Below are 18,025 nucleotides of genomic sequence, written 5' to 3'. Positions count from 1 at the left end.
ACGGCGGCGGGCCGGAGGTCGTCCCCAAGGACGTTCTCCGGCCCGCCGGTGGTGCACTTGAGCCTCCGCCTAGGCGGTGGCGGCGGATTCCTGCGTGGCGGTCTTGGCGGCCGCTTCCGCGCGCCGCTGTTCCACCCGCTTGGCCTGCTTGACCAGTTCAGGTTCGCCCTGCCGCAACGCGGCGTACAGCGGCGCCGCGATGAAGATCGTGGCGGCGGTGCCGACCAGGATGCCCACGAACAGCGCCAGGGACAGGTCCCGCAGGGTCCCGGCGCCCAGCAGACCGGCGCCGATGAAGAGGATGGCGGCGACCGGAAGGATGGCTACCACCATGGTGTTGATGGAGCGGACCAGGGTCTGGTTGATGGCCAGGTTGACCTCTTCGGCGAAGGTCCTCCGGGTGGAGGCCTGCATGTCCGAGGTGTTCTCCCGAATCTTGTCGAACACCACCACGGTGTCGTACAGCGAGTAGCTGAGAACGGTCAGGAAGCCGATGATGGCCGACGGCGTCACCTCGAAGTCGCTGAGCGCGTAGACGCCGGCGGTCACGAACAACGTGACAGCCATGCCGGCTAGTGCCGAGAGCGACATCTTCCAGGTCCGGAAGTAGAGCGCCATCAGGACGGCGGCGAGGCCGACGAAGATCGCCAGGCCCATGAGGGCCTGCTTGGTGACGTCGGCGCCCCAGGTGGGGCCGACGAAGGTCGACGTCACCTCGTTGTCTGTCACGCCGTAGGCCTTGGTCAGGCCTTCCTTGATCTGCAGCGTCTCGTCATCGGACAGCTTGTCCGTCTGGATGCGCATGGTGTTGCCGGCGACGTTGGCCACGCGTGGCACGGACCCCGACACGACGTCCTTGACGGCTTTCTCGCCGCGGGACGCATCCGTGTTCTGGACGTTGGACACCGTGAACTCGGAGCCGCCACGGAATTCGATGCCGAGGTTGAAGCCGCCCTTGGCAACCGGAATCAGGATGGACAGGGCGATGGCGACCCCGGCAATCAGGAACCAGATCTTCCGGTAGCCGACGAAGTCATACGAGCGTTTGCCCGTGTAGAGCTCATTGCCGAACGTTGAGAAGTTGACCATTTACTTGCCCTCCTTGGACGCGCTCTTGGAGGTACCGGCGAGCTGTGCCTGTTGTGCCTGTTCCTGCTTTTCGGCGAGGCGGCGTTCTGCGATAGTCATCCGGCGCTCGGCCTCTGCGGCTGCACCCGTGTTCTTCGCGCGCACCACCGCCACTGGCTTGTCTTCCGGAGTACGGATCCGGCCGGCCCCGCGGTAGAGCGGCACAGCGCCCAGGCGCTTTGGATCCAGACCCGAGAACCTGTGGCCCTCGCCGAAGAACTTGGTCCGGGCCAGAAGCTGCAGGGTGGGGTGCGTGAACATGAAGACGACGATGAGGTCGGCGATCGCGGTGAGACCCAGGGTGAAGGCGAAGCCGCGGACGTTGCCCACGGCCACGAAGAACAGCACCACGGCAGCGAGGAGGTTCACGGCCTTTGACGCGAGGATGGTGCGTTTGGCCCGCTTCCAGCCGTTCTCCACTGCCGAGACCAGGCCGCGGCCTTCGCGGAGCTCATCTCGGATGCGTTCGAAGTAGACGATGAACGAGTCGGCCGTTTGGCCGATGGCCACGATCAGACCGGCGACGCCGGCGAGCGAAAGCCGGTAGTTTTCGGTCCAGCCCAGGATGGCGATGGCCAGGAATGTGAGCACACCGGCGATCACGAGGGACGCCAGCGTCACGAAGCCCAGGGCCCGGTACTGGAACAGCGAGTAGACGGCGACCAGGAGGAGCCCGATAAGGCCGGCGAGCATGCCCATGCGGAGCTGCTCCCCGCCAAGGGTTGCGGAGATCTGCTGTTCGCTTTGGATTTCGAAGCTGATCGGCAGGGCGCCGAAACGGAGCTGGTCGGAGAGGGCCTTCGCGGAATCCTCCGTGAAGCCGCCGGTGATCTGCGGGCGGCCATCGGTGATGACAGCCAGGGAACGCGGGGCGGAGATGACCTGGTCGTCCAGGACGATGGCGAACTGGGACTTCGGATCCGAGCCCGACTCACCGCCGCCGGCGGCATAGAACTGGTACAGGCGCTGGGTGACGTCCTTGAACTTGGCGGTACCCTCATCATCGAACTGGATGTTGACGGCCCATTCGTTGGTCACGGCACCCTGGGCGCCGCGCTGCAGCTGGAACGAGGAGGACTTGATGTTCGAGCCCTTGACTTCCACCGGACCGAGGATGTACTTGATCGCCGGCGACTTCGCCGAGGCCGGCTGGCAGGTCACCAGCGGCTTCGTCGGGTCGGAGCGCTGCTGCTTGTCCTGCGAGGGGTTGTCACAGTCGAGCGCCTCGAACTGCTTGTAGATCTCGGGGGTAACCCAGTTCTCGTCGCTGCTGTTGGCAGGCGCGGCCGTCGGCTTGGGCAGCTGCGCGTCCGGGGTCCGGGATGCCTCGGGGACCGCTGCGCCGGGGCCAGCCTGGATAACGGGGCGGAAGTTCATGTCGGCGGAAGCCTGGATCAGGGCGCGGGTTTCCTTGGCAGGAGTTCCCGGGAGGCTGACCACGACGTTGCGGCCGGACTGCGTGCTGATTTCCGCTTCCGCGACGCCCGAGCCGTCCACGCGCTGACGGATGATCGCCACGGCCTGGTTGAGCTGATCTTCGGTAATGCCCGAACCGCCCTCAACCTTGGGCGCCAGGATCATCTGGGTGCCGCCTTCAAGGTCCAGGGCGAGCTTGGGAGCCCAGCTGGCCTGGCCGGCAATCGTGCCGCCCGCCAGGACGGCCGTCATGGCGGCGATGATTACGCCGAGCCAGACCAGCATCCTGATGGCTGAGTTTTTGGGGCCAGTTCGTGCCATTGTCGATCTTTCTATTATTTACGGCGGATCCGCCGGCGCGGGCACTTGGCCCCCGACGACGGATGCCCGCAACCGTTGCTTCGCGGGATAGCTCAGGTAGGCAGACTAGCTGTCTTTCTTACCTTCGTCGTTGAGGCGGCGCAGGGTTTCCTCGGGAGTTTCGATGCCGGCCGGCTCGTTGAAAGGGGCAGCGTTTTCCGGCGTCTCAGCGTCCGGCTTGTCAAGGGTCAGCGAGGATGCGTCGTCCGGAACAACCGTCGGCTCTTCGGCTGCAACAACCGGCTCCACAATCTTGGTGACGGACTGGCGGTGCACGGTGGCGGTGTTGCCCGGGGAGAGTTCCAGCGTGACCTTGTTCTCCGCTTCATTGATGTCGACGATCCGGCCGAACAGTCCGAAGCTCGTCATGACCTCGACACCGGGGCCGAACTTCGACTGGAGCTCCGCCTGCTGCTGCTGCGTCTTCTTGTTGCGGCGGAACATCATAAAGACGAACACGCCGAGCATGACGAACAGGAGAATTGTCATTGGATCCAAGGGGAAAGTTCCGTTCTGTACTTGCATAGCTGTTTTTCAGCAACGTCCGTTTGCTCCGGGCGGCGCGGCAGAGGCCTGCACAGCAAGCTGGCAGAGAGACCATCCCCCAACCGCCGGCGGCTACCTGCTCTCCGCCCACGGAAACAAAACCCGAACGTGCCGAGCGTCATACCAGTCTAAAGGGAAAAGCTGGAGGAAGGGTGTTAGCGGCTATTTCGGATCCGCTCCGGAGCTGTTTCCTCAGCGATGTCGGCGCCGGGCTCCCCCTGCGCGCCGTCGTCCGGCTCGTCAGTCTGGAACAATTCCAGCGGGTCCTGTCCGAAGACGCCGGCGGGAACGGCGAAGCCCAAGTGGGTCCATGCCGGCGCCAGGGCAATGCGGCCCCGCGGGGTCCGGCCCAGCAGCCCCTCGCGAACGAGGTAGGGCTCGGCGACCGTTTCCACGGTCTCGGTTTCCTCGCCGACGGCGATCGCGAGGGTGGACAGGCCCACGGGCCCGCCGCCGAACTTAGTAATGAGGGCTTCCAGGACAGCACGGTCCAACCGGTCCAGGCCACGCTTGTCCACCTCGTACATGTCCAGGGCCGCGGACGCCGCCCGGGCATCGATTTGTTCGATGCCGTGCACGAGCGCCCAGTCCCGGACCCGCCGCAGGAGCCGGTTGGCGATGCGCGGCGTGCCCCGGGACCGTCCGGCGATCTCGCTGAATCCTGCCGAGTTGACCTTCAAATCCAGCAGCCCGGCCGAACGGCGCAGGACGAGTTCCAGCTCCTCAACGGAGTAGAACTCGAGGTGGCCGGTGAATCCGAAGCGGTCACGCAGCGGCCCGGGAAGCAGGCCGGCCCGCGTGGTGGCTCCGACCAGGGTGAAAGGCGGCAGCTCCAGCGGGATCGCGGTGGCGCCGGCGCCCTTGCCGACGACGATGTCGACGCGGAAGTCCTCCATGGCCATGTACAGCATTTCCTCTGCCGGCCGGGACATGCGGTGGATTTCGTCCAGGAACAGGACTTCGCCCTCGGAGAGCGAGGACAGGATGGCCGCGAGGTCGCCGGCGTGCTGGATGGCCGGCCCGCTGCTGATCCGCAGCGGTACGTTCATTTCGGCGGCGATGATCATGGACAGCGTCGTCTTGCCCAGGCCGGGCGGACCCGAGAGCAACACGTGGTCCGCGCTGCGGCCGCGCATGCGCGAGGCTTCCAGGACGAGGGACAACTGCTTCCGGACGCGGTGCTGGCCGACGAAGTCGTGGAGGTTCTTGGGCCGCAGGGCGGCTTCGATGGCGCGCTCTTCCGGCTCCTCTCCCCCGGTGACAATCGACGGCTCAGCCACGCGCGCCTACCCGGTTCCCGGCGCGGGCGCCGTCCTGGCCCAGCCACCGCAGGGTTGCGCGGAGGATTTCCGCCACGTTGCCGTTAGCGGCCAGATCGGGGGAATCGGCGAGGGATTTGTCGATGCTGGCGGCGGCATCCTTTTCGGACCAGCCAAGGCTGGTCATCGCCGCGATGACCTGCGGCTTCCAGACGGACTCGGCGGACACCGACGGGACCGACGCACCCGCGGTGCCGTGCGGTACGAGCTTGCCGGCGAGTTCCAGCACAATCCGGCCGGCCACCTTGGGTCCGATGCCCGGGACCTTCGTGAAGGCCTTGCCGTCGCCGGAGTGGGCGGCCACCCGGATGGCTTCGGGTTCGTGGACGGCCAGCACAGCCAAGGCGAGGCGGGGTCCGACGCCGCTGACGCTGAGTAGGACATCGAACACTTCCCGCTCGTCGTCGCTCGCGAAGCCGAAGAGCGTCAGCGAGTCCTCGCGCACGATCAGGGACGTGAACAGCTTGCCTTCGTCCCCCACCCGGAGGCTGCTGAGGGTCTGCGGCGTGGCGTTGACGCTCATGCCGGCCCCGTTGAGGTCGATCACGGCGGAGGACAGGCCAACATGCGCTACGGTTCCGCGAAGAAAACTGATCAAAGCCGGGCTCCTGGGGTTACAGCGAAACCGGGCAAAAAAAGAAGGGCGACCCGGTTATCCGAACATATCTACGAATAGCGTAGCAAGCGGCGCGGACATTCAGCGCGCACGGCGCGCTTTTGCCTCGGCGTCGGCCCATGCACGCTGGGCCGGGGTGAGGGACTGGCTGCCCGGCCCCGTGGTCACTGCATCCTTGGTGGAAGTGCCGTTCCCGGCACGCCAGGCGTGGGTGATGGCCAGGGCGAGGGCGTCGGCGGCGTCGGCCGGGCGCGGCGGCGCATCCAGCCGGAGGATCTTGGTCACCAGCTTGGTGACGGCGTCCTTGTTGGAGGTACCGCTTCCCGTGACGGCGGCCTTGACTTCCGACGGCGTGTGCAGCGCCACCGGGATGCCGCGGCGCGCGGCGGCCGCGATGACCACGCCGGAGGCCTGGGCCACCCCCATGACGGTGCTGACGTTGAGCTGGGAGAAGACCCGCTCAACGGCGAGGACGTGCGGTTCGTACGTGTCCAGCCACTCGTCGATCGAGGTCGCGATGACGAGCAGCCGCTGGTCCAGGCTCTCCTCGGGCGAGGTTCCCACGACGCCGAACGCCACCATCGTGGCGCGCCGGTTCTTTTCGACATCAACCACACCGATCCCGCAGCGGGTTAGGCCCGGGTCAACGCCCAAGACGCGCAGCGTCACGCCGGGGCCGTCAAGACCGGGCCTCAACATCACGGCGACGTGACAGGGTCACTCGGCTTCCAGTGCGGCCTGCACTTCGTCGCTGAGGTCGGCGTTGCTGTAGACGTTCTGGACGTCGTCGAGTTCCTCCAGGGCATCGACGAGCTTCATGAACTTCTTGGCGGCGTCGAGGTCCAGCGGCACCTGCATCGAGGGCACAAACTCGGCCTCGTCGGTGTCGTATTCGATTCCCGCTTCCTTGAGTGCGTCACGGATGGCCTGCAGGTCGGTGGGCTCGGAGTGGATCTCGAAGCTGTCGCCGTTGTCCTTGACTTCCTCGGCACCGGCGTCGAGGACCGCCATCAGGACGTCGTCCTCGCTCAGGCCGTTCTTCGGCAGCGAGACGACGCCCTTGCGGCTGAAGAGGTAGCTGACCGAACCGGGGTCGGCGATCGTGCCGCCGTTGCGGGAGATGGCGAGGCGGACCTCGGAGGCGGCGCGGTTCTTGTTGTCCGTGAGGCACTCGATCAGCAGTGCGGAACCCTGCGGGCCGCGGCACTCGTACATGATCTCGGTGTAGTCGACGACCTCGCCGGTGAGGCCGGCTCCGCGCTTGATGGCGCGGTCGATGTTGTCAGCAGGCACCGAGGTCTTCTTGGCCTTGGTGACAGCGAGTTCCAGGCTCGGGTTGCCGGCAAGGTCCGGGCCGCCCATGCGCGCGGCGACTTCGATGTTCTTGATCAGCTTGGCGAAGGACTTGGCCCGACGGCTATCGAGGATGGCCTTCTTGTGCTTGGTCGTCGCCCATTTGGAGTGGCCTGACATGCTTTACGCTTCTCCTCTGATCATTCGAATAAACAGTTCGTGCACGCGTTTTTCCCCTGTCACTTCCGGGTGGAAGGAGGTCGCCAGCAGCTGGCCGGAACGCACAGCAACAATTCTAGCCGTCCCGTCCAACGACTCGGGGTGGCCGGCTTTGGAGGGTTCCACCTGGGCCAGGACTTCGACGCCCTCGCCGACGCGCTCCACCCAGGGACCGCGGATGAAGACGGCGTGGACCGGAGCCACGGCGCCGGCGTCGGCGCTGAACTTCAGCCCTTTGAAGTCGAGGTCCGTCTCGAAGGACTCCCGCTGCCGGCCGAAGGCGTTGCGGCGGACGGTGATGTCGAGCCCGCCGAAGGTCTGCTGCGGGTTCCCGGCGAGATCCGTCGCGGGGTCCGCGATCTCGTCCGCGAGCAGGATCATGCCGGCGCAGGAGCCGTAGACGGGCAGGCCGGCCCGGATGCGCTCGCACAGCGGATCGCGGAGTCCGAAGATCCTGGAGAGCTTGTCGATCGTGGTCGACTCGCCGCCGGGGATGATGAGTCCGTCCAGGCCGTCAAGTTCGGCGGGGCGGCGGACCCCTACGCCCGAGGCGCCGGCGGCCTCAACGGCATGCAGGTGCTCCCGGAAATCGCCCTGAAGCGCCAGGACGCCGATCCGGAGCCCTGTTCCCGCGCGGGATTCAGGGGAAATAGAGGGGGTGGTCATCCCCACAGCATAATGTGCCGCGCTTGCCGGGGACGCATGCAACGGGCCCCGGCGTCCGGGTTCCATGCCTCTGCTGGGATATATTACAGAGCATGCTTTACTTCAGCGTTCCGCTCGGCAAGCTCGTCCGCCGGGTCTCCCGGCTCAGGGGCGGAGGCTCGGCCCTTCCCGGGCTTGTGGTCGAAAAAATCGATCCCGGCTTCATGCAACGGACACTGTCCACGCTGCCCCTGGGGGTCGCCGTCGTCAGTGGCACGAACGGGAAGACGACCACCACGAAGATGGTGGTGGAACTGCTGGAGAGCCAGGGACTGAAGGTCTTCACGAACCGCACCGGCAGCAATTTCACCCGCGGCGTGGCGGCGGCGCTCCTGGGCGAGGTGGACTGGCGCGGCCGGCTGGATGCCGACGTCGCGGTCCTGGAACTGGACGAGGCGCACGCGGTGCACTTCGTGAACAAGGTCCCGCCGCGCTACAGCCTCCTGCTCAATGTCCTCCGGGACCAGCTGGACCGCTTCGGCGAGATCGACAAGACCGCCGAGCTCCTCCAGCACATCGCCGCCAAAACTACCGGCACCGTTGTCCTGAACCGGGAAGACCCCCGCGTCGCCCGGATCGCGGCGACCCTGGACGGGCCGGAGGTGCTCTACTTCGGGCTGGACGATTCCCTCCTGAGCACCTTCCCCAACGACGACGACATGCGTGCGGCCCCGGGGAGCCCGGTCCCGGCCGCCCCCGCCCGGCCGGCCGCCGACGTCGTGCTGCGCCGCGTGGGCGTCGATGACGCCGATTTCGAGTACGACGGCGGGACGGTCACCACGGCGATGAAGCTGCGCGGCGTCTACAACATCTTCAACGCCGCCGCCGCGCTGACCCTGGCCCGGGCGATCTCAGGGGCCCGCGGCACGGGCACCGACCAGGCAGGACTGCTCACAGCGCTGTCCCAGGTGGCGCCGGCGTTCGGCCGCGGCGAGAGCCTTGTCGTCGATGGCCTGCCGCTGGAGCTGGTGCTGGTCAAGAACCCCAGCGGCTTCCGGCTCGGCCTGAAATCCTTCCCGGCCGCCGGGTACGCCACGATGATCGCCATCAACGACAACTACGCCGACGGCCGGGACATGTCCTGGCTGTGGGACGTCGAGTTCGACACCCTCCGCGATGGCGGCGTGGACCAGCTCACGGGCTCCCGCGCCTACGACATGGCGCTGCGCCTGCAGTATGACGACGTCGCCATCGGCGCCGTCGACACGGAGATCGCGCCGGCGCTGGCCGCGTTCATCCGCGGCGCCCAGGGCAAGCCGAAACGGGTTTTCTGCACGTATACGGCCATGCTGGCCATCCGCCGCGAGCTGTCCAAGATCACCACAGTGGAGGTGGTCTCATGACCCCCCAGTCCCCGGAATCGCACGAGCTCTCCTTCGGGCACGAGCTCCCGCCCGAAGACTCCGCCGCCCCGAGCAAGGGAACCATCCGGGTCCTGCAGCTCTACCCGCGGGACATGAACATCTACGGCGACTGGGGCAACGCCCTGGTCCTGGCCCAGCGGCTGCGCTGGCACGGCTACACCCCGGAACTGCTCGAATACAACGTCGGCGACCCGTTCCCCGCGGACGTGGACCTCGTTGTGGGCGGCGGCGGGCAGGACAGCGGACAGCTCGTCATCCAGGATGACCTTCTCTCCCGCGAGTCCACGCTGAAGCAACTGGCCGAGGACGGCACCCCGATGCTCGTGATCTGCGGGCTCTACCAGCTCTTCGGGAAGTTCTTCAAGACCCGGCTGGGCTCCGTCATCCCCGGCATCGGCATCCTGGACGTGGAGACCCACGGCACCGACGAACGCCTGATCGGCAACGTCACCGTCTCCTCCCCCGAGTTCGGCAACATCCTCGGCTACGAGAACCACAGCGGCCAGACCACCCTGGGACCGGGCGTGCAGCCGCTCGGAACCACGGCCAAAGGCACCGGCAACAACAGCACCGACGGCCAGGAAGGCGCCCGCTACCGCAACATCGTGGCGAGCTACCTGCACGGCTCGCTGCTCCCCAAGAACCCGGCCCTGGCCGACTTCCTGATCCGGACCGCCGTCGAACGCAAGTACGGCAGCTTCACGCCGGGCACACCGGACGACTCCTACGCGGTACTGGCGCGTGAACACGCCGCACGCCGGCCACGCTGATTCCTTCGCAGGCGACGGCATGCTGATTGAGCGGGACACCCCCGAGCGGGAGGACGTCCGGCAGCTTCTGGCCGGGCACCTGGCCGACATGTACGCGACCTCCCCGCCGGAGAGCGTCCACGCCCTCGATCCCGCCGCCTTGGCCGGACCGGGTGTCAGCTTCTGGACGGCGCGGGAGGGCTCACGGCTTCTTGGCTGCGCGGCAATGAAGCACCTGGCTACCGGCGACGGCGAGATCAAGTCGATGCGCACCGCGGAACCGGCGCGCGGGCAGGGCGTCGCCGCGGCGCTGCTCCGCCATCTCCTGGCGGAGGCCCGGAGCAGCGGGTACCGTCGGCTGTTCCTGGAGACGGGCAGCCACGAGTTTTTCGCCCCCGCGCGGCGGCTGTATACCCGGCAGGCTTCGCGGAATGCCCGCCGTTCGCCGGCTACGAGCCCGATCCCCACAGCGTCTTCATGACCCTCGACCTCACCGCCGACGCCGAACAGCCGGCCGCCGCCGGGTAGCCCTCGGGCCGGTGCCGGTCTGGTTCGCGTAGCTCTCCACCGGCCCGGTCTGCTATCAACACTCCCGGACGAAAGCCAGGACGTCCCGGGGCACCCGTCTGCTGGATGCCGTCCGGACATGGCCCCACCGCTGATAGACGATGAGGGTGCAGTCCGGGATCAGACGCGCGGTCTCCTCGATGACGGACCGAGGGAAGAACGCGTCCCGGCCGCCGCAGAGCAGCAGGACAGGCGGCCGGATCAGCGGCAGAACAGACCGCGCGTCGAAGGCCAGCCCGGCCCGGGCCTCGGTCAGCACGTCCGCGGCGGGGCAGCCGGAACGGCCCATCACGCGCCTGCCGACGACGGGTCCTACCAGCGTCCGCAGCCAGTGCGTGCGCGGACCGCGGAAGAGGTACTCCGCCAGGGCAGTCCCCGCGCCGGCCGTATCGCCGCCGGTGACGGCCGCAGCAATCCGGTGGTCCACGTCCTTGCCCCACGTGCTGAGCTCGGCCCCCGTGACCACCAAGGCGATGTGCCGGAAGGACTCCGGGTGGAAGGCGGCCAGATCCTGCCCGATCATTCCGCCGAAGGATTCGGCCACCACCAGGTCCACCCGTCCACCGAACTCCACGGCAATCAGCCGCGCGTAGTCCTCAGCCATGTCGGCGACCGTGTGCGACGGCGGCATGTTGCGCCGGCGGGTGACGATCCAGACGGCGTAGCCGGCCTTGAGGTAGGCATCAAACTCCCGCCGGAACAGGGTTCCCAACAGCCCCCGGGGCACGGAGCTCCCCGGCCCGCCCTGGACGAACAGCAGGGACTTCGCGCCCCGGCCCCACGTCACGTATTCCATCCCGTTGCGGAACACCCCGTTCCGCGGTGATCTTTCGTCCCCGGCCAACCCCGCCATCACCATGCCGCCCTAAGGCGTTGCTCCCGGCTGCCGCAACAGTGCCGCGAACTCGGCCGGCCGGGTGGCGGGCCACCAGTGCCCGCCGTCCACCCTGGTGACTGTTACATCGTCCACCCACGCTTCGAGCCCCTCGACGACGCCCGGCGCCAGGAACGGGTCCTTCAGCGGCACCACGACCTGCACCGGAACGGTCACCCGGACCGGGGCGGCCGGTTTCCGCGGGCCGCGGAAGTTGCTGCGGTACAGGGCCAGGCCCCGGACGGGATCATTGCCGACGTCGCGCTTGGCCGTCCTTTCGTAGCGCCGGGTCAAGAACAGCCGCCACGCGGCCTCCGGCAGGACCGGGACGAGGAACGCCCCGACATACCAGCTGCGCAGGAGCTGCCCTGCCAGCTCCGGCCAGGCCCGCGGGTTCCGGACGCGCCGCCGGATCCAGCGGGAGAAGTGCCCCAGGTCGGGGCCGGAAATGCTCGTGTAGCGGCTGATCCGGCCGGCCGCCCTGGGGTCCTGCACGGCTGCCCAGCCTTGGATCGACCCCCAGTCGTGCCCCACGAGATGGACCGCCTCGGCGCCCGACTCGGCCAGCACGGCGAAGACGTCGTCCACGAGCGCCGTCAGTGAATAGTCCCCGCCGGGGCCGTGAACGGCGGAGGCCCCGGCGTTGCGAGTGTCGTAGGCCACCACGTGATGCGTCGGTGCCAGCTCGCGGATGGCCGGGAGGAAGACCCGGTGGTCGTCCGGGTAGCCGTGAACCAGGAGCAGGGTGGGCACGTCCGGGCCCGGTTCCGGGCCAAACTCGAACACGGCCAGCTCAGCCGCGTCCGACGCGACGGTACGCCGCCGTTCGTTGAGCATCTCCATGCCGCCCAAGCTTAGGGCTTCCGGGAAAGAATAAGCTCGTGAGCGCCCGCCGCCGCGGCGCCCATCGACTCCACCACTGCCGTGGTGCGCCGGCGCGTGGCGGCGTCCGCCGCCGTGCCTGCGCAACGGCCCTGCGGCGCGTCGGCAGCCACCGAACACCAGCGGTAGGGTCCGCGGACTACCACCGACGGCGCCCAGGCCAGGTCCGAGGCAGCCCAGGCCCCCGCCGCGTCCTGGCTGAACTGCACCCGGACCAACAGGCCCTCGTTGTTAACCACGAACGACGGCGAGAGTTCCGTGATGCCGTTGCCGAGCCCGTACACAATCCACGTGCCTTTGTACTTCTCGATCGGCAGCACCGAATGGCTGTGGTGACCGTAGATCATGCTGAACTGTCCGCTGTCCACAAGCGTATGGGCGACCTCCCGCTGCTGGGCGTTCGGCTCACTGGAGTACTCATCGCCGGCGTGCATGACCCCTAGCACGATGTCCGCGCCCAATACCCGGGCCCTGCGCGCCTTGGATATCATTGCGGCCGGATCGAGCAGGTCGACCTGCCAGGACTGCTCGGCACGCAGCCCGTTGAGGCCGTACGTGGCATCGACGACGGCGATTTTGGCCGCTGGAGTCTGCAGGATCAGCACTCCCTGCGACTCCGCCTCGGTCCGGTATGAGCCCGTGTGGCGCAGCCCGGCGGCGTCGAGGGCGTCCAGGGTGCGGACGAGGCCAGCGGTGCCGCGGTCAACCGTGTGGTTGCTGGCCGTCGTGCACGCCTGATAGCCCACACCCCGCACGGCGTGGATAATCTGCGGCGGTACGTTGAAGGAGGGATACCCGGAGAATGGTCCGTCCGGGCCCGCCACCGGGGTCTCCAGATGGCAGATCGCCACGTCGCTCTGCTCGATGTAGCGCCGCTGGCCTTCCAGCAACGGCCCGAAGTCCAGCCCCGCCGCACCGGACGCGCGGGCGTCCTCTCGGGCCTGCTGCCAGAGCTGGGGGTGTACCAGCATGTCCCCGGTGACCAGGACGGAGGTGCAGCGGACGGCCGCACAGCCGGGACCCCTCCCCGGCGTCGGCGTAGGCGTAGGCGTCGGCGTCGGCGTCGGCGCCAGCGTAGGCGTGCCCGACGGCGGCCCGGCGCCCTCTGCCGCTTCCCCGGTACTGCTGGTAGCCGACGACGGACTTGGTTCGCCCGGTCCGGCGACGAGTCCGCAGGATGCCAACAACACCGCCAGGCCAACGGCTGAGACAACGGCTGAGGCAGCGGCAACGATCCGGCCGCGCAGACCGGCACTGATGTTCCCCATGCCGGCCATCCTACGGTGGGCGGAATCACAACACACTGAAAAGATCGTTGAGAACCCGCGTCCTGCATGAAAGAGTCGCTTCATGACCAATCCCCTCCTGAGCCCCAGCACCCTGCCCTACGGCCTGCCGCCTTTCGCGCAGATCCAAGACGCGCACTACGCCGAGGCCGTTGAGGCCGGACTGGCCGAGCATCTCGCCGAGATCGAGGCCATCGTGTCCGACCCGGCGGCCCCGTCTTTCGAGAACACCGCCTTGGCCATGGAACGTTCCGGTCGGCTCCTGGAACGGGCGGCCGCCTCGTTCTTCACGCTGGTTTCCGCGCACGCCTCAGATGCCATCCGCGATCTCGAGACCCGCCTCTCCCCGCTCTTCTCCGCCCACCAGGATGCGGTGTACCTCAACCGTGGGCTCTACGAACGCTTCGCGGCGCTGGACACGACCGCCCTGGACGCGGAGTCCGCCCGGCTCGTGGAGGAATACTTCAAGGAGTTCCGCGCTTCGGGCATCCAGCTCGACGACGCCGGCCAGGAGCGGCTCAAGGCCGTCAACGCCGAGCTTGCCAGGCTGGGCACCGAGTTCGGGCAGCGCGTCAAGGAAGGCATGAAGTCTGCTGCCCTGCTGCTGGATGACGCCGCCGACCTCACCGGCCTGCCCGACGACGACATCGCCAGCGCCGCCGAGGCCGCGCGGACCGCCGGGCACGAGGGCAAGTTCCTGCTGACGCTGATCCAGCCCAGCAACCAGCCCGCCATGGCCGCCCTTTCGAACCGGGATGTCCGCCGGCGGCTCTACGAGGCCTCGATCGGCCGCGGCAGCGACGGCGGCAGCTTCGATGTGCTCGACCTGGTCAAGGACATGGTCCGGCTCCGCGCCGAGAAGGCGAGCCTTCTGGGGTTCGCCAACTTCGCCGAGCTGACGGTGGACCGGCAGACGGCACCGGACTTTCGGGCCGTGCAGGACATGATGAGCCGGCTGGCCCCTGCCGCCGTCCGCAATGCCGACGCGGAGGCCGAGGCGCTGGCCGAGGCCGCCGGACACCCGCTCGAGGCCTGGGACTGGGCGTACTACTCGGCCAAGGTCAAGCGCGAGAGGTACGCCGTGGACGAGCAGGCCCTGCGTCCGTACTTCGAACTGGACCGGGTCCTGAATGATGGCGTGTTCTTCGCGGCGAACGCCTTGTACGGTGTCACCTTCCACGAACGCGACGACCTCGCCGGCTATCACCCGGACGTGCGGGTCTGGGAGGTCAAGAATTCCGACGGCACGGACCTGGGCCTGTTCCTGGGCGACTACTACACGCGGGACACGAAGCGCGGAGGCGCGTGGATGAACTCCCTCGTGGAGCAGTCCGGACTGTTGAACACCCGCCCGGTGGTGATCAACAACCTCAATATCTCCAAGCCGCCGGCCGGCGAGCCCACTCTGCTGACGCCGGACGAGCTCCGCACCACGTTCCACGAGTTCGGCCACGCCCTCCACGGCCTGTTCTCCGCCGTCACCTATCCGCGGTTCTCCGGTACGAACGTGCCGCGGGACTTCGTGGAATACCCGTCGCAGGTCAACGAAATGTGGATCATGTGGCCCGAGGTCCTGGCCAACTATGCACGCCACCATGCGACCGGCGAGGCCCTGCCGCAGGAAACCGTGGACAAACTCAACGCCGCGCAGCTCTGGGGCGAGGGCTTCGGCACCACGGAATACCTCGGCGCGGCCCTGCTGGACCTGGCGTGGCATGTCCTGGACGGCTCCGACATCCCCGAGGATGCCGTGGAATTCGAAGCCAAGGCCCTCGCCGCGGCGGGCATCGCGCACAGCCTGATCCCGCCGCGCTACCGGACCGGCTACTTCCAGCACATTTTCGCCGGCGGCTGGTATGCCGCCGGCTACTACTCCTACATCTGGAGCGAAGTCCTGGACGCCGACACCGTGGAGTGGTTCAAGGAACATGGCGGCCTCAGCCGCGACAACGGCAACTTTTTCCGGGCGGAGCTTCTCTCCCGCGGCAACAGCCGGGACCCGCTGGAGTCATTCCGTGCCTTCCGCGGCCGGGACGCGGACCTCGAACCGCTGCTGAAGCGCCGCGGCCTCGACTAACCATTCATCGGTTGCTCCACAGGCGCCCTTTTGGAGGCGCTAAAGGGCGTTTGCGGAGCAACCGATGGGGTTAAAGAACGACGCCGGCCCGCCACCTGGAAAGGTGACGGGCCGGCGTCGGGGTTATTACTCAGGCGACAATCGCACCCGACTCTCTTGGCTTAATAAGAGAGGCTGCAGAGGCTCCATTGACGAGGCGCCTCGGCGCCGAGTCTGTGGAGAAGCAGTCGAACGCTACCAGCCGCGCTCTGCGAGGCGGTGGGGCTGCGGGATCTCGTCGACGTTGATGCCGACCATGGCCTCGCCCAGGCCGCGGGAGGCCTTGGCGATCTCGTCCGGGTCGTCGTAGAAGGTGGTGGCCTTCACGACGGCGGCGGCACGCTGGGCCGGGTTGCCGGACTTGAAGATGCCGGAGCCGACGAACACGCCGTCGGCGCCGAGCTGCATCATCATCGCCGCGTCGGCCGGGGTGGCGATGCCGCCGGCGGTGAACAGGACCACCGGGAGCTTGCCGGTCGCGGCGACTTCCTTGACCAGTTCGTACGGGGCCTGCAGTTCCTTGGCCGCGACGTAGAGCTCGTCCTCGGGCAGGGATGCGAGCTTGAGGATCTCGGCGCGGATCTGGCGCATGTGCGTCGTGGCGTTGGAGACGTCCCCGGTGCCGGCTTCACCCTTGGAGCGGATCATCGCCGCACCCTCGTTAATGCGGCGCAGCGCCTCACCGAGGTTGGTCGCACCGCACACGAAGGGAACCGTGAACTTCCACTTGTCGATGTGGTTGGTGTAGTCGGCCGGGGTCAGGACCTCGGACTCGTCGATGTAGTCCACGCCCAGGGACTGCAGGACCTGTGCCTCGACGAAGTGCCCGATCCGGGCCTTGGCCATGACCGGCACGGATACGGCCGCAATGATCTTGTCGATCATGTCCGGGTCGGACATGCGGGACACGCCGCCCTGGGCACGGATATCGGCCGGAACACGTTCCAGCGCCATCACGGCCACGGCACCGGCGTCTTCGGCGATGCGGGCCTGCTCGGCGTTGACGACGTCCATGATGACGCCGCCCTTGAGCATCTCCGCCATGCCGCGCTTGACGCGGCTGCTGCCCGTGACGTTCTTCGCGGACGCGCCGGCTTCGCTGCTTACATCAGGTGTAGACACAAAAACCCCTATGGGTAGATAGATGACCTCGCCGGGGCGCGGACGGCACGTTCATGACGTGCCTCGCACACACCGGATTACCGGATCCATTGGCCGGTAAAGCTAATACTAGCCCCCGGCCGGGGCGCGGCAGAATTCTGGTTACAGCAGCGCAAATGCGCGCGGGACCGGGAATTCCGCGGGTCTGCCGGGACGCCGCATGACCTGCTCAGGCGGCGCGTTCGGAGGCAGTGCCGTCCGGTTCCTCCAACGACTGGCGGTGGACGGTCATGATGCGCTGGACCACGGTGACCAGGCTCGCCGTCGCAAGGAGACACAGGGTCACGAAAAGCACCGCGGTGGGCAGGCCCAGGCCGGTGAGTCCCGTGACCACCAGCACGGACACGAGCCGCTCGGCGCGCTCGGCAATGCCGACATTGGCGTGAAAACCCAGGGCTTCGGCCTTGGCCCGGGCGTAGGAGACCACCATGCCCAGCACGAGGCAGACGACGGCGGCAATGGCGATCGGCGGATTGGCGCCTCCCGTGAAGAACCAGACGGCGACGCCGGCGAACAGGGCGCCGTCGGCCACACGGTCCAGGGTGGAGTCCAGGAAGTTGCCCCACCGGCCGCCGCGGTGCTGCATCCGGGCCATGATGCCGTCGATGACGTCGGAGAAAATGAAGGCCGTGATGAACAGGGTTCCCCAGAAGAGCTGCCCGAGCGGGTAGAACACGAGCGCGCCGACCACCACACCCAGCGTGCCCACCACGGTCACGGCGTCCGGGGAGACGCCGATCTTCAGCAGCCAGCGGGCCACCGGAGAAAACAGCGCGGTGAAGAACCCGCGCGCGTGCCTGTTAAGCATCCTGCTCCCCGGCTGCCTCTTGTTCCGCGGGCATTTCCTGCGGCCAGGCGTCGGCCACCTGCTGGCGAACCTCGCCGAGCGTCTGCGTGATCGCCTTGGTCTGGGCAATGATGGGGAAGAAATTCCCGTCCCCGCCCCAGCGCGGCACCACATGCTGGTGCAGGTGGCCGGCGATACCCGCCCCGCCGGTGACGCCCTGGTTCATGCCCAGATTGAAGCCGGTGGGGTTGGCGACCTTACGCAACACCCGCATGGCCGTCTGGGTCAACTCGGCGAATTCCGCCGTTTCCTCGACCGTGAGATCGGTGTAATCGGGGATGTGCCGGTACGGGCATATCAGCAGGTGACCCGGGTTGTACGGGAAGAGGTTCAGCACCACGTAGCTGGTCCGTCCCCGGTACACGATCAGGGAGTCCTCGTCCTCCCGCTCGGGCGCGACACAGAACGGGCAGTCGTCCACGTTCTTGAACTGGTGCTGGCCCCCCTTGATGTACGCCATCCGGTGCGGGGTCCACAGACGCTGGAAAGCGTCCGGGACCCCGGCCAGGCCGAAGTCGTCCGTCACGGCGTGGTCGCCCGGATACTCCGGCCCGGCCCCTGTGGATTCCTGCACGCG

The 18,025-nt window shown here is 67.6% G+C and carries 17 protein-coding genes and 1 pseudogene; 4 read left to right on the top strand and 14 right to left on the bottom strand.

The window, feature by feature from the left end; translation table 11 throughout:
- Positions 1-69: 69 nt before the first annotated feature.
- The 8 genes from secF to pdxT form a co-directional block, all read right to left on the bottom strand.
- A complete protein-coding gene (gene secF, locus ACVWYS_RS08005; protein ID WP_456508953.1) occupies positions 70-1,089 on the bottom strand; it encodes a protein translocase subunit SecF in 1,020 nt (339 codons plus the stop codon).
- Positions 1,090-2,865 carry a protein translocase subunit SecD gene (gene secD, locus ACVWYS_RS08000; protein WP_116767984.1) on the bottom strand — a complete coding sequence of 592 codons (1,776 nt, stop codon included), beginning with the start codon at positions 2,863-2,865 and terminating at the stop codon, positions 1,090-1,092.
- Between the two features lie 105 nt (positions 2,866-2,970).
- Complete coding sequence (gene yajC / locus ACVWYS_RS07995) at positions 2,971-3,393, bottom strand: preprotein translocase subunit YajC (RefSeq protein WP_344367633.1); 423 nt, start codon at positions 3,391-3,393, stop codon at positions 2,971-2,973.
- A gap of 212 nt (positions 3,394-3,605) precedes the next feature.
- The gene (gene ruvB, locus ACVWYS_RS07990; protein WP_344367632.1) at positions 3,606-4,730 is read right to left on the bottom strand and encodes a Holliday junction branch migration DNA helicase RuvB; all 1,125 of its coding nucleotides are present in this window, start codon (positions 4,728-4,730) and stop codon (positions 3,606-3,608) included.
- A complete protein-coding gene (ruvA, locus tag ACVWYS_RS07985) occupies positions 4,723-5,367 on the bottom strand; it encodes a Holliday junction branch migration protein RuvA (protein ID WP_344367631.1) in 645 nt (214 codons plus the stop codon). The genes ruvB and ruvA overlap by 8 nt, the downstream gene beginning before the upstream one ends.
- A 99-nt stretch (positions 5,368-5,466) precedes the next feature.
- Complete coding sequence (gene ruvC / locus ACVWYS_RS07980; RefSeq protein ID WP_091252422.1) at positions 5,467-6,054, bottom strand: crossover junction endodeoxyribonuclease RuvC; 588 nt, start codon at positions 6,052-6,054, stop codon at positions 5,467-5,469.
- Between the two features lie 48 nt (positions 6,055-6,102).
- Complete coding sequence (locus ACVWYS_RS07975; RefSeq protein WP_091252341.1) at positions 6,103-6,858, bottom strand: YebC/PmpR family DNA-binding transcriptional regulator; 756 nt, start codon at positions 6,856-6,858, stop codon at positions 6,103-6,105.
- 3 nt (positions 6,859-6,861) lie between these two features.
- Positions 6,862-7,563, bottom strand: coding sequence for a pyridoxal 5'-phosphate synthase glutaminase subunit PdxT (pdxT, locus tag ACVWYS_RS07970; protein WP_456508952.1), 702 nt, complete (start codon positions 7,561-7,563; stop codon positions 6,862-6,864).
- 92 nt (positions 7,564-7,655) lie between these two features.
- Between pdxT and ACVWYS_RS07965 the strand changes: the two genes are divergently transcribed.
- The 3 genes and pseudogenes from ACVWYS_RS07965 to ACVWYS_RS07955 all read left to right on the top strand — a co-directional run bounded on the left by ACVWYS_RS07965 (position 7,656) and on the right by ACVWYS_RS07955 (position 10,243).
- Positions 7,656-8,945 carry a Mur ligase family protein gene (locus ACVWYS_RS07965; protein WP_116767978.1) on the top strand — a complete coding sequence of 430 codons (1,290 nt, stop codon included), beginning with the start codon at positions 7,656-7,658 and terminating at the stop codon, positions 8,943-8,945.
- On the top strand, positions 8,942-9,736 hold the full coding sequence (locus tag ACVWYS_RS07960) for a type 1 glutamine amidotransferase (RefSeq protein WP_456508951.1): 795 nt from the start codon (positions 8,942-8,944) through the stop codon (positions 9,734-9,736). Before ACVWYS_RS07965 ends, ACVWYS_RS07960 begins: the two co-directional genes overlap by 4 nt.
- 19 nt (positions 9,737-9,755) lie before the next feature.
- Positions 9,756-10,243 (top strand): annotated as a pseudogene (locus tag ACVWYS_RS07955) (GNAT family N-acetyltransferase).
- Between the two features lie 55 nt (positions 10,244-10,298).
- Here the strand turns inward: ACVWYS_RS07955 and ACVWYS_RS07950 are convergent.
- From ACVWYS_RS07950 to ACVWYS_RS07940, 3 genes are all read right to left on the bottom strand, one after another.
- Positions 10,299-11,078 carry an alpha/beta fold hydrolase gene (locus tag ACVWYS_RS07950; RefSeq protein WP_456509580.1) on the bottom strand — a complete coding sequence of 260 codons (780 nt, stop codon included), beginning with the start codon at positions 11,076-11,078 and terminating at the stop codon, positions 10,299-10,301.
- Between the two features lie 69 nt (positions 11,079-11,147).
- Entirely contained in the window at positions 11,148-11,999 is an 852-nt protein-coding gene (locus ACVWYS_RS07945) for an alpha/beta fold hydrolase (RefSeq protein WP_456508949.1), read from the bottom strand.
- 11 nt (positions 12,000-12,010) lie between these two features.
- Complete coding sequence (locus ACVWYS_RS07940; RefSeq protein ID WP_456508948.1) at positions 12,011-13,315, bottom strand: CapA family protein; 1,305 nt, start codon at positions 13,313-13,315, stop codon at positions 12,011-12,013.
- Between the two features lie 73 nt (positions 13,316-13,388).
- Between ACVWYS_RS07940 and ACVWYS_RS07935 the strand changes: the two genes are divergently transcribed.
- A complete protein-coding gene (locus tag ACVWYS_RS07935) occupies positions 13,389-15,401 on the top strand; it encodes a M3 family metallopeptidase (protein ID WP_456508947.1) in 2,013 nt (670 codons plus the stop codon).
- 234 nt (positions 15,402-15,635) lie between these two features.
- Here the strand turns inward: ACVWYS_RS07935 and pdxS are convergent, their stop codons facing one another.
- The 3 genes from pdxS to ACVWYS_RS07920 form a co-directional block, all read right to left on the bottom strand.
- Positions 15,636-16,562, bottom strand: a complete 927-nt coding sequence (gene pdxS / locus ACVWYS_RS07930; protein ID WP_116767974.1) for a pyridoxal 5'-phosphate synthase lyase subunit PdxS — start codon at positions 16,560-16,562, stop codon at positions 15,636-15,638.
- 208 nt (positions 16,563-16,770) lie between these two features.
- Positions 16,771-17,409, bottom strand: coding sequence for a phosphatidylinositol phosphate synthase (gene pgsA / locus ACVWYS_RS07925; RefSeq protein WP_456508946.1), 639 nt, complete (start codon positions 17,407-17,409; stop codon positions 16,771-16,773).
- On the bottom strand, positions 17,402-18,022 hold the full coding sequence (locus ACVWYS_RS07920; protein ID WP_091252325.1) for an HIT family protein: 621 nt from the start codon (positions 18,020-18,022) through the stop codon (positions 17,402-17,404). The genes pgsA and ACVWYS_RS07920 overlap by 8 nt, the downstream gene beginning before the upstream one ends.
- Between the last annotated feature and the right edge of the window lie 3 nt (positions 18,023-18,025).

Source organism: Arthrobacter sp. TE12231 (assembly GCF_054062895.1).
Note: the sequence above shows the minus strand (reverse complement) of the source record. Positions and strands in the feature narration are given on the sequence as shown.

Coding starts and splice junctions, on each gene's coding strand:
- ACVWYS_RS07965 (WP_116767978.1), top strand. CDS start 7,656: ATGCTTTACTTCAGCGTTCCGCTCGGCAAGCTCGTCCGCCGGGTCTCC.
- pdxT (WP_456508952.1), bottom strand. CDS start 7,563: ATGACCACCCCCTCTATTTCCCCTGAATCCCGCGCGGGAACAGGGCTC.
- ACVWYS_RS07950 (WP_456509580.1), bottom strand. CDS start 11,078: ATGGAATACGTGACGTGGGGCCGGGGCGCGAAGTCCCTGCTGTTCGTC.
- secF (WP_456508953.1), bottom strand. CDS start 1,089: ATGGTCAACTTCTCAACGTTCGGCAATGAGCTCTACACGGGCAAACGC.
- ACVWYS_RS07940 (WP_456508948.1), bottom strand. CDS start 13,315: ATGGCCGGCATGGGGAACATCAGTGCCGGTCTGCGCGGCCGGATCGTT.
- ACVWYS_RS07960 (WP_456508951.1), top strand. CDS start 8,942: ATGACCCCCCAGTCCCCGGAATCGCACGAGCTCTCCTTCGGGCACGAG.
- ACVWYS_RS07945 (WP_456508949.1), bottom strand. CDS start 11,999: ATGGAGATGCTCAACGAACGGCGGCGTACCGTCGCGTCGGACGCGGCT.
- ACVWYS_RS07975 (WP_091252341.1), bottom strand. CDS start 6,858: ATGTCAGGCCACTCCAAATGGGCGACGACCAAGCACAAGAAGGCCATC.
- secD (WP_116767984.1), bottom strand. CDS start 2,865: ATGGCACGAACTGGCCCCAAAAACTCAGCCATCAGGATGCTGGTCTGG.
- ACVWYS_RS07935 (WP_456508947.1), top strand. CDS start 13,389: ATGACCAATCCCCTCCTGAGCCCCAGCACCCTGCCCTACGGCCTGCCG.
- pgsA (WP_456508946.1), bottom strand. CDS start 17,409: ATGCTTAACAGGCACGCGCGCGGGTTCTTCACCGCGCTGTTTTCTCCG.
- yajC (WP_344367633.1), bottom strand. CDS start 3,393: ATGACAATTCTCCTGTTCGTCATGCTCGGCGTGTTCGTCTTTATGATG.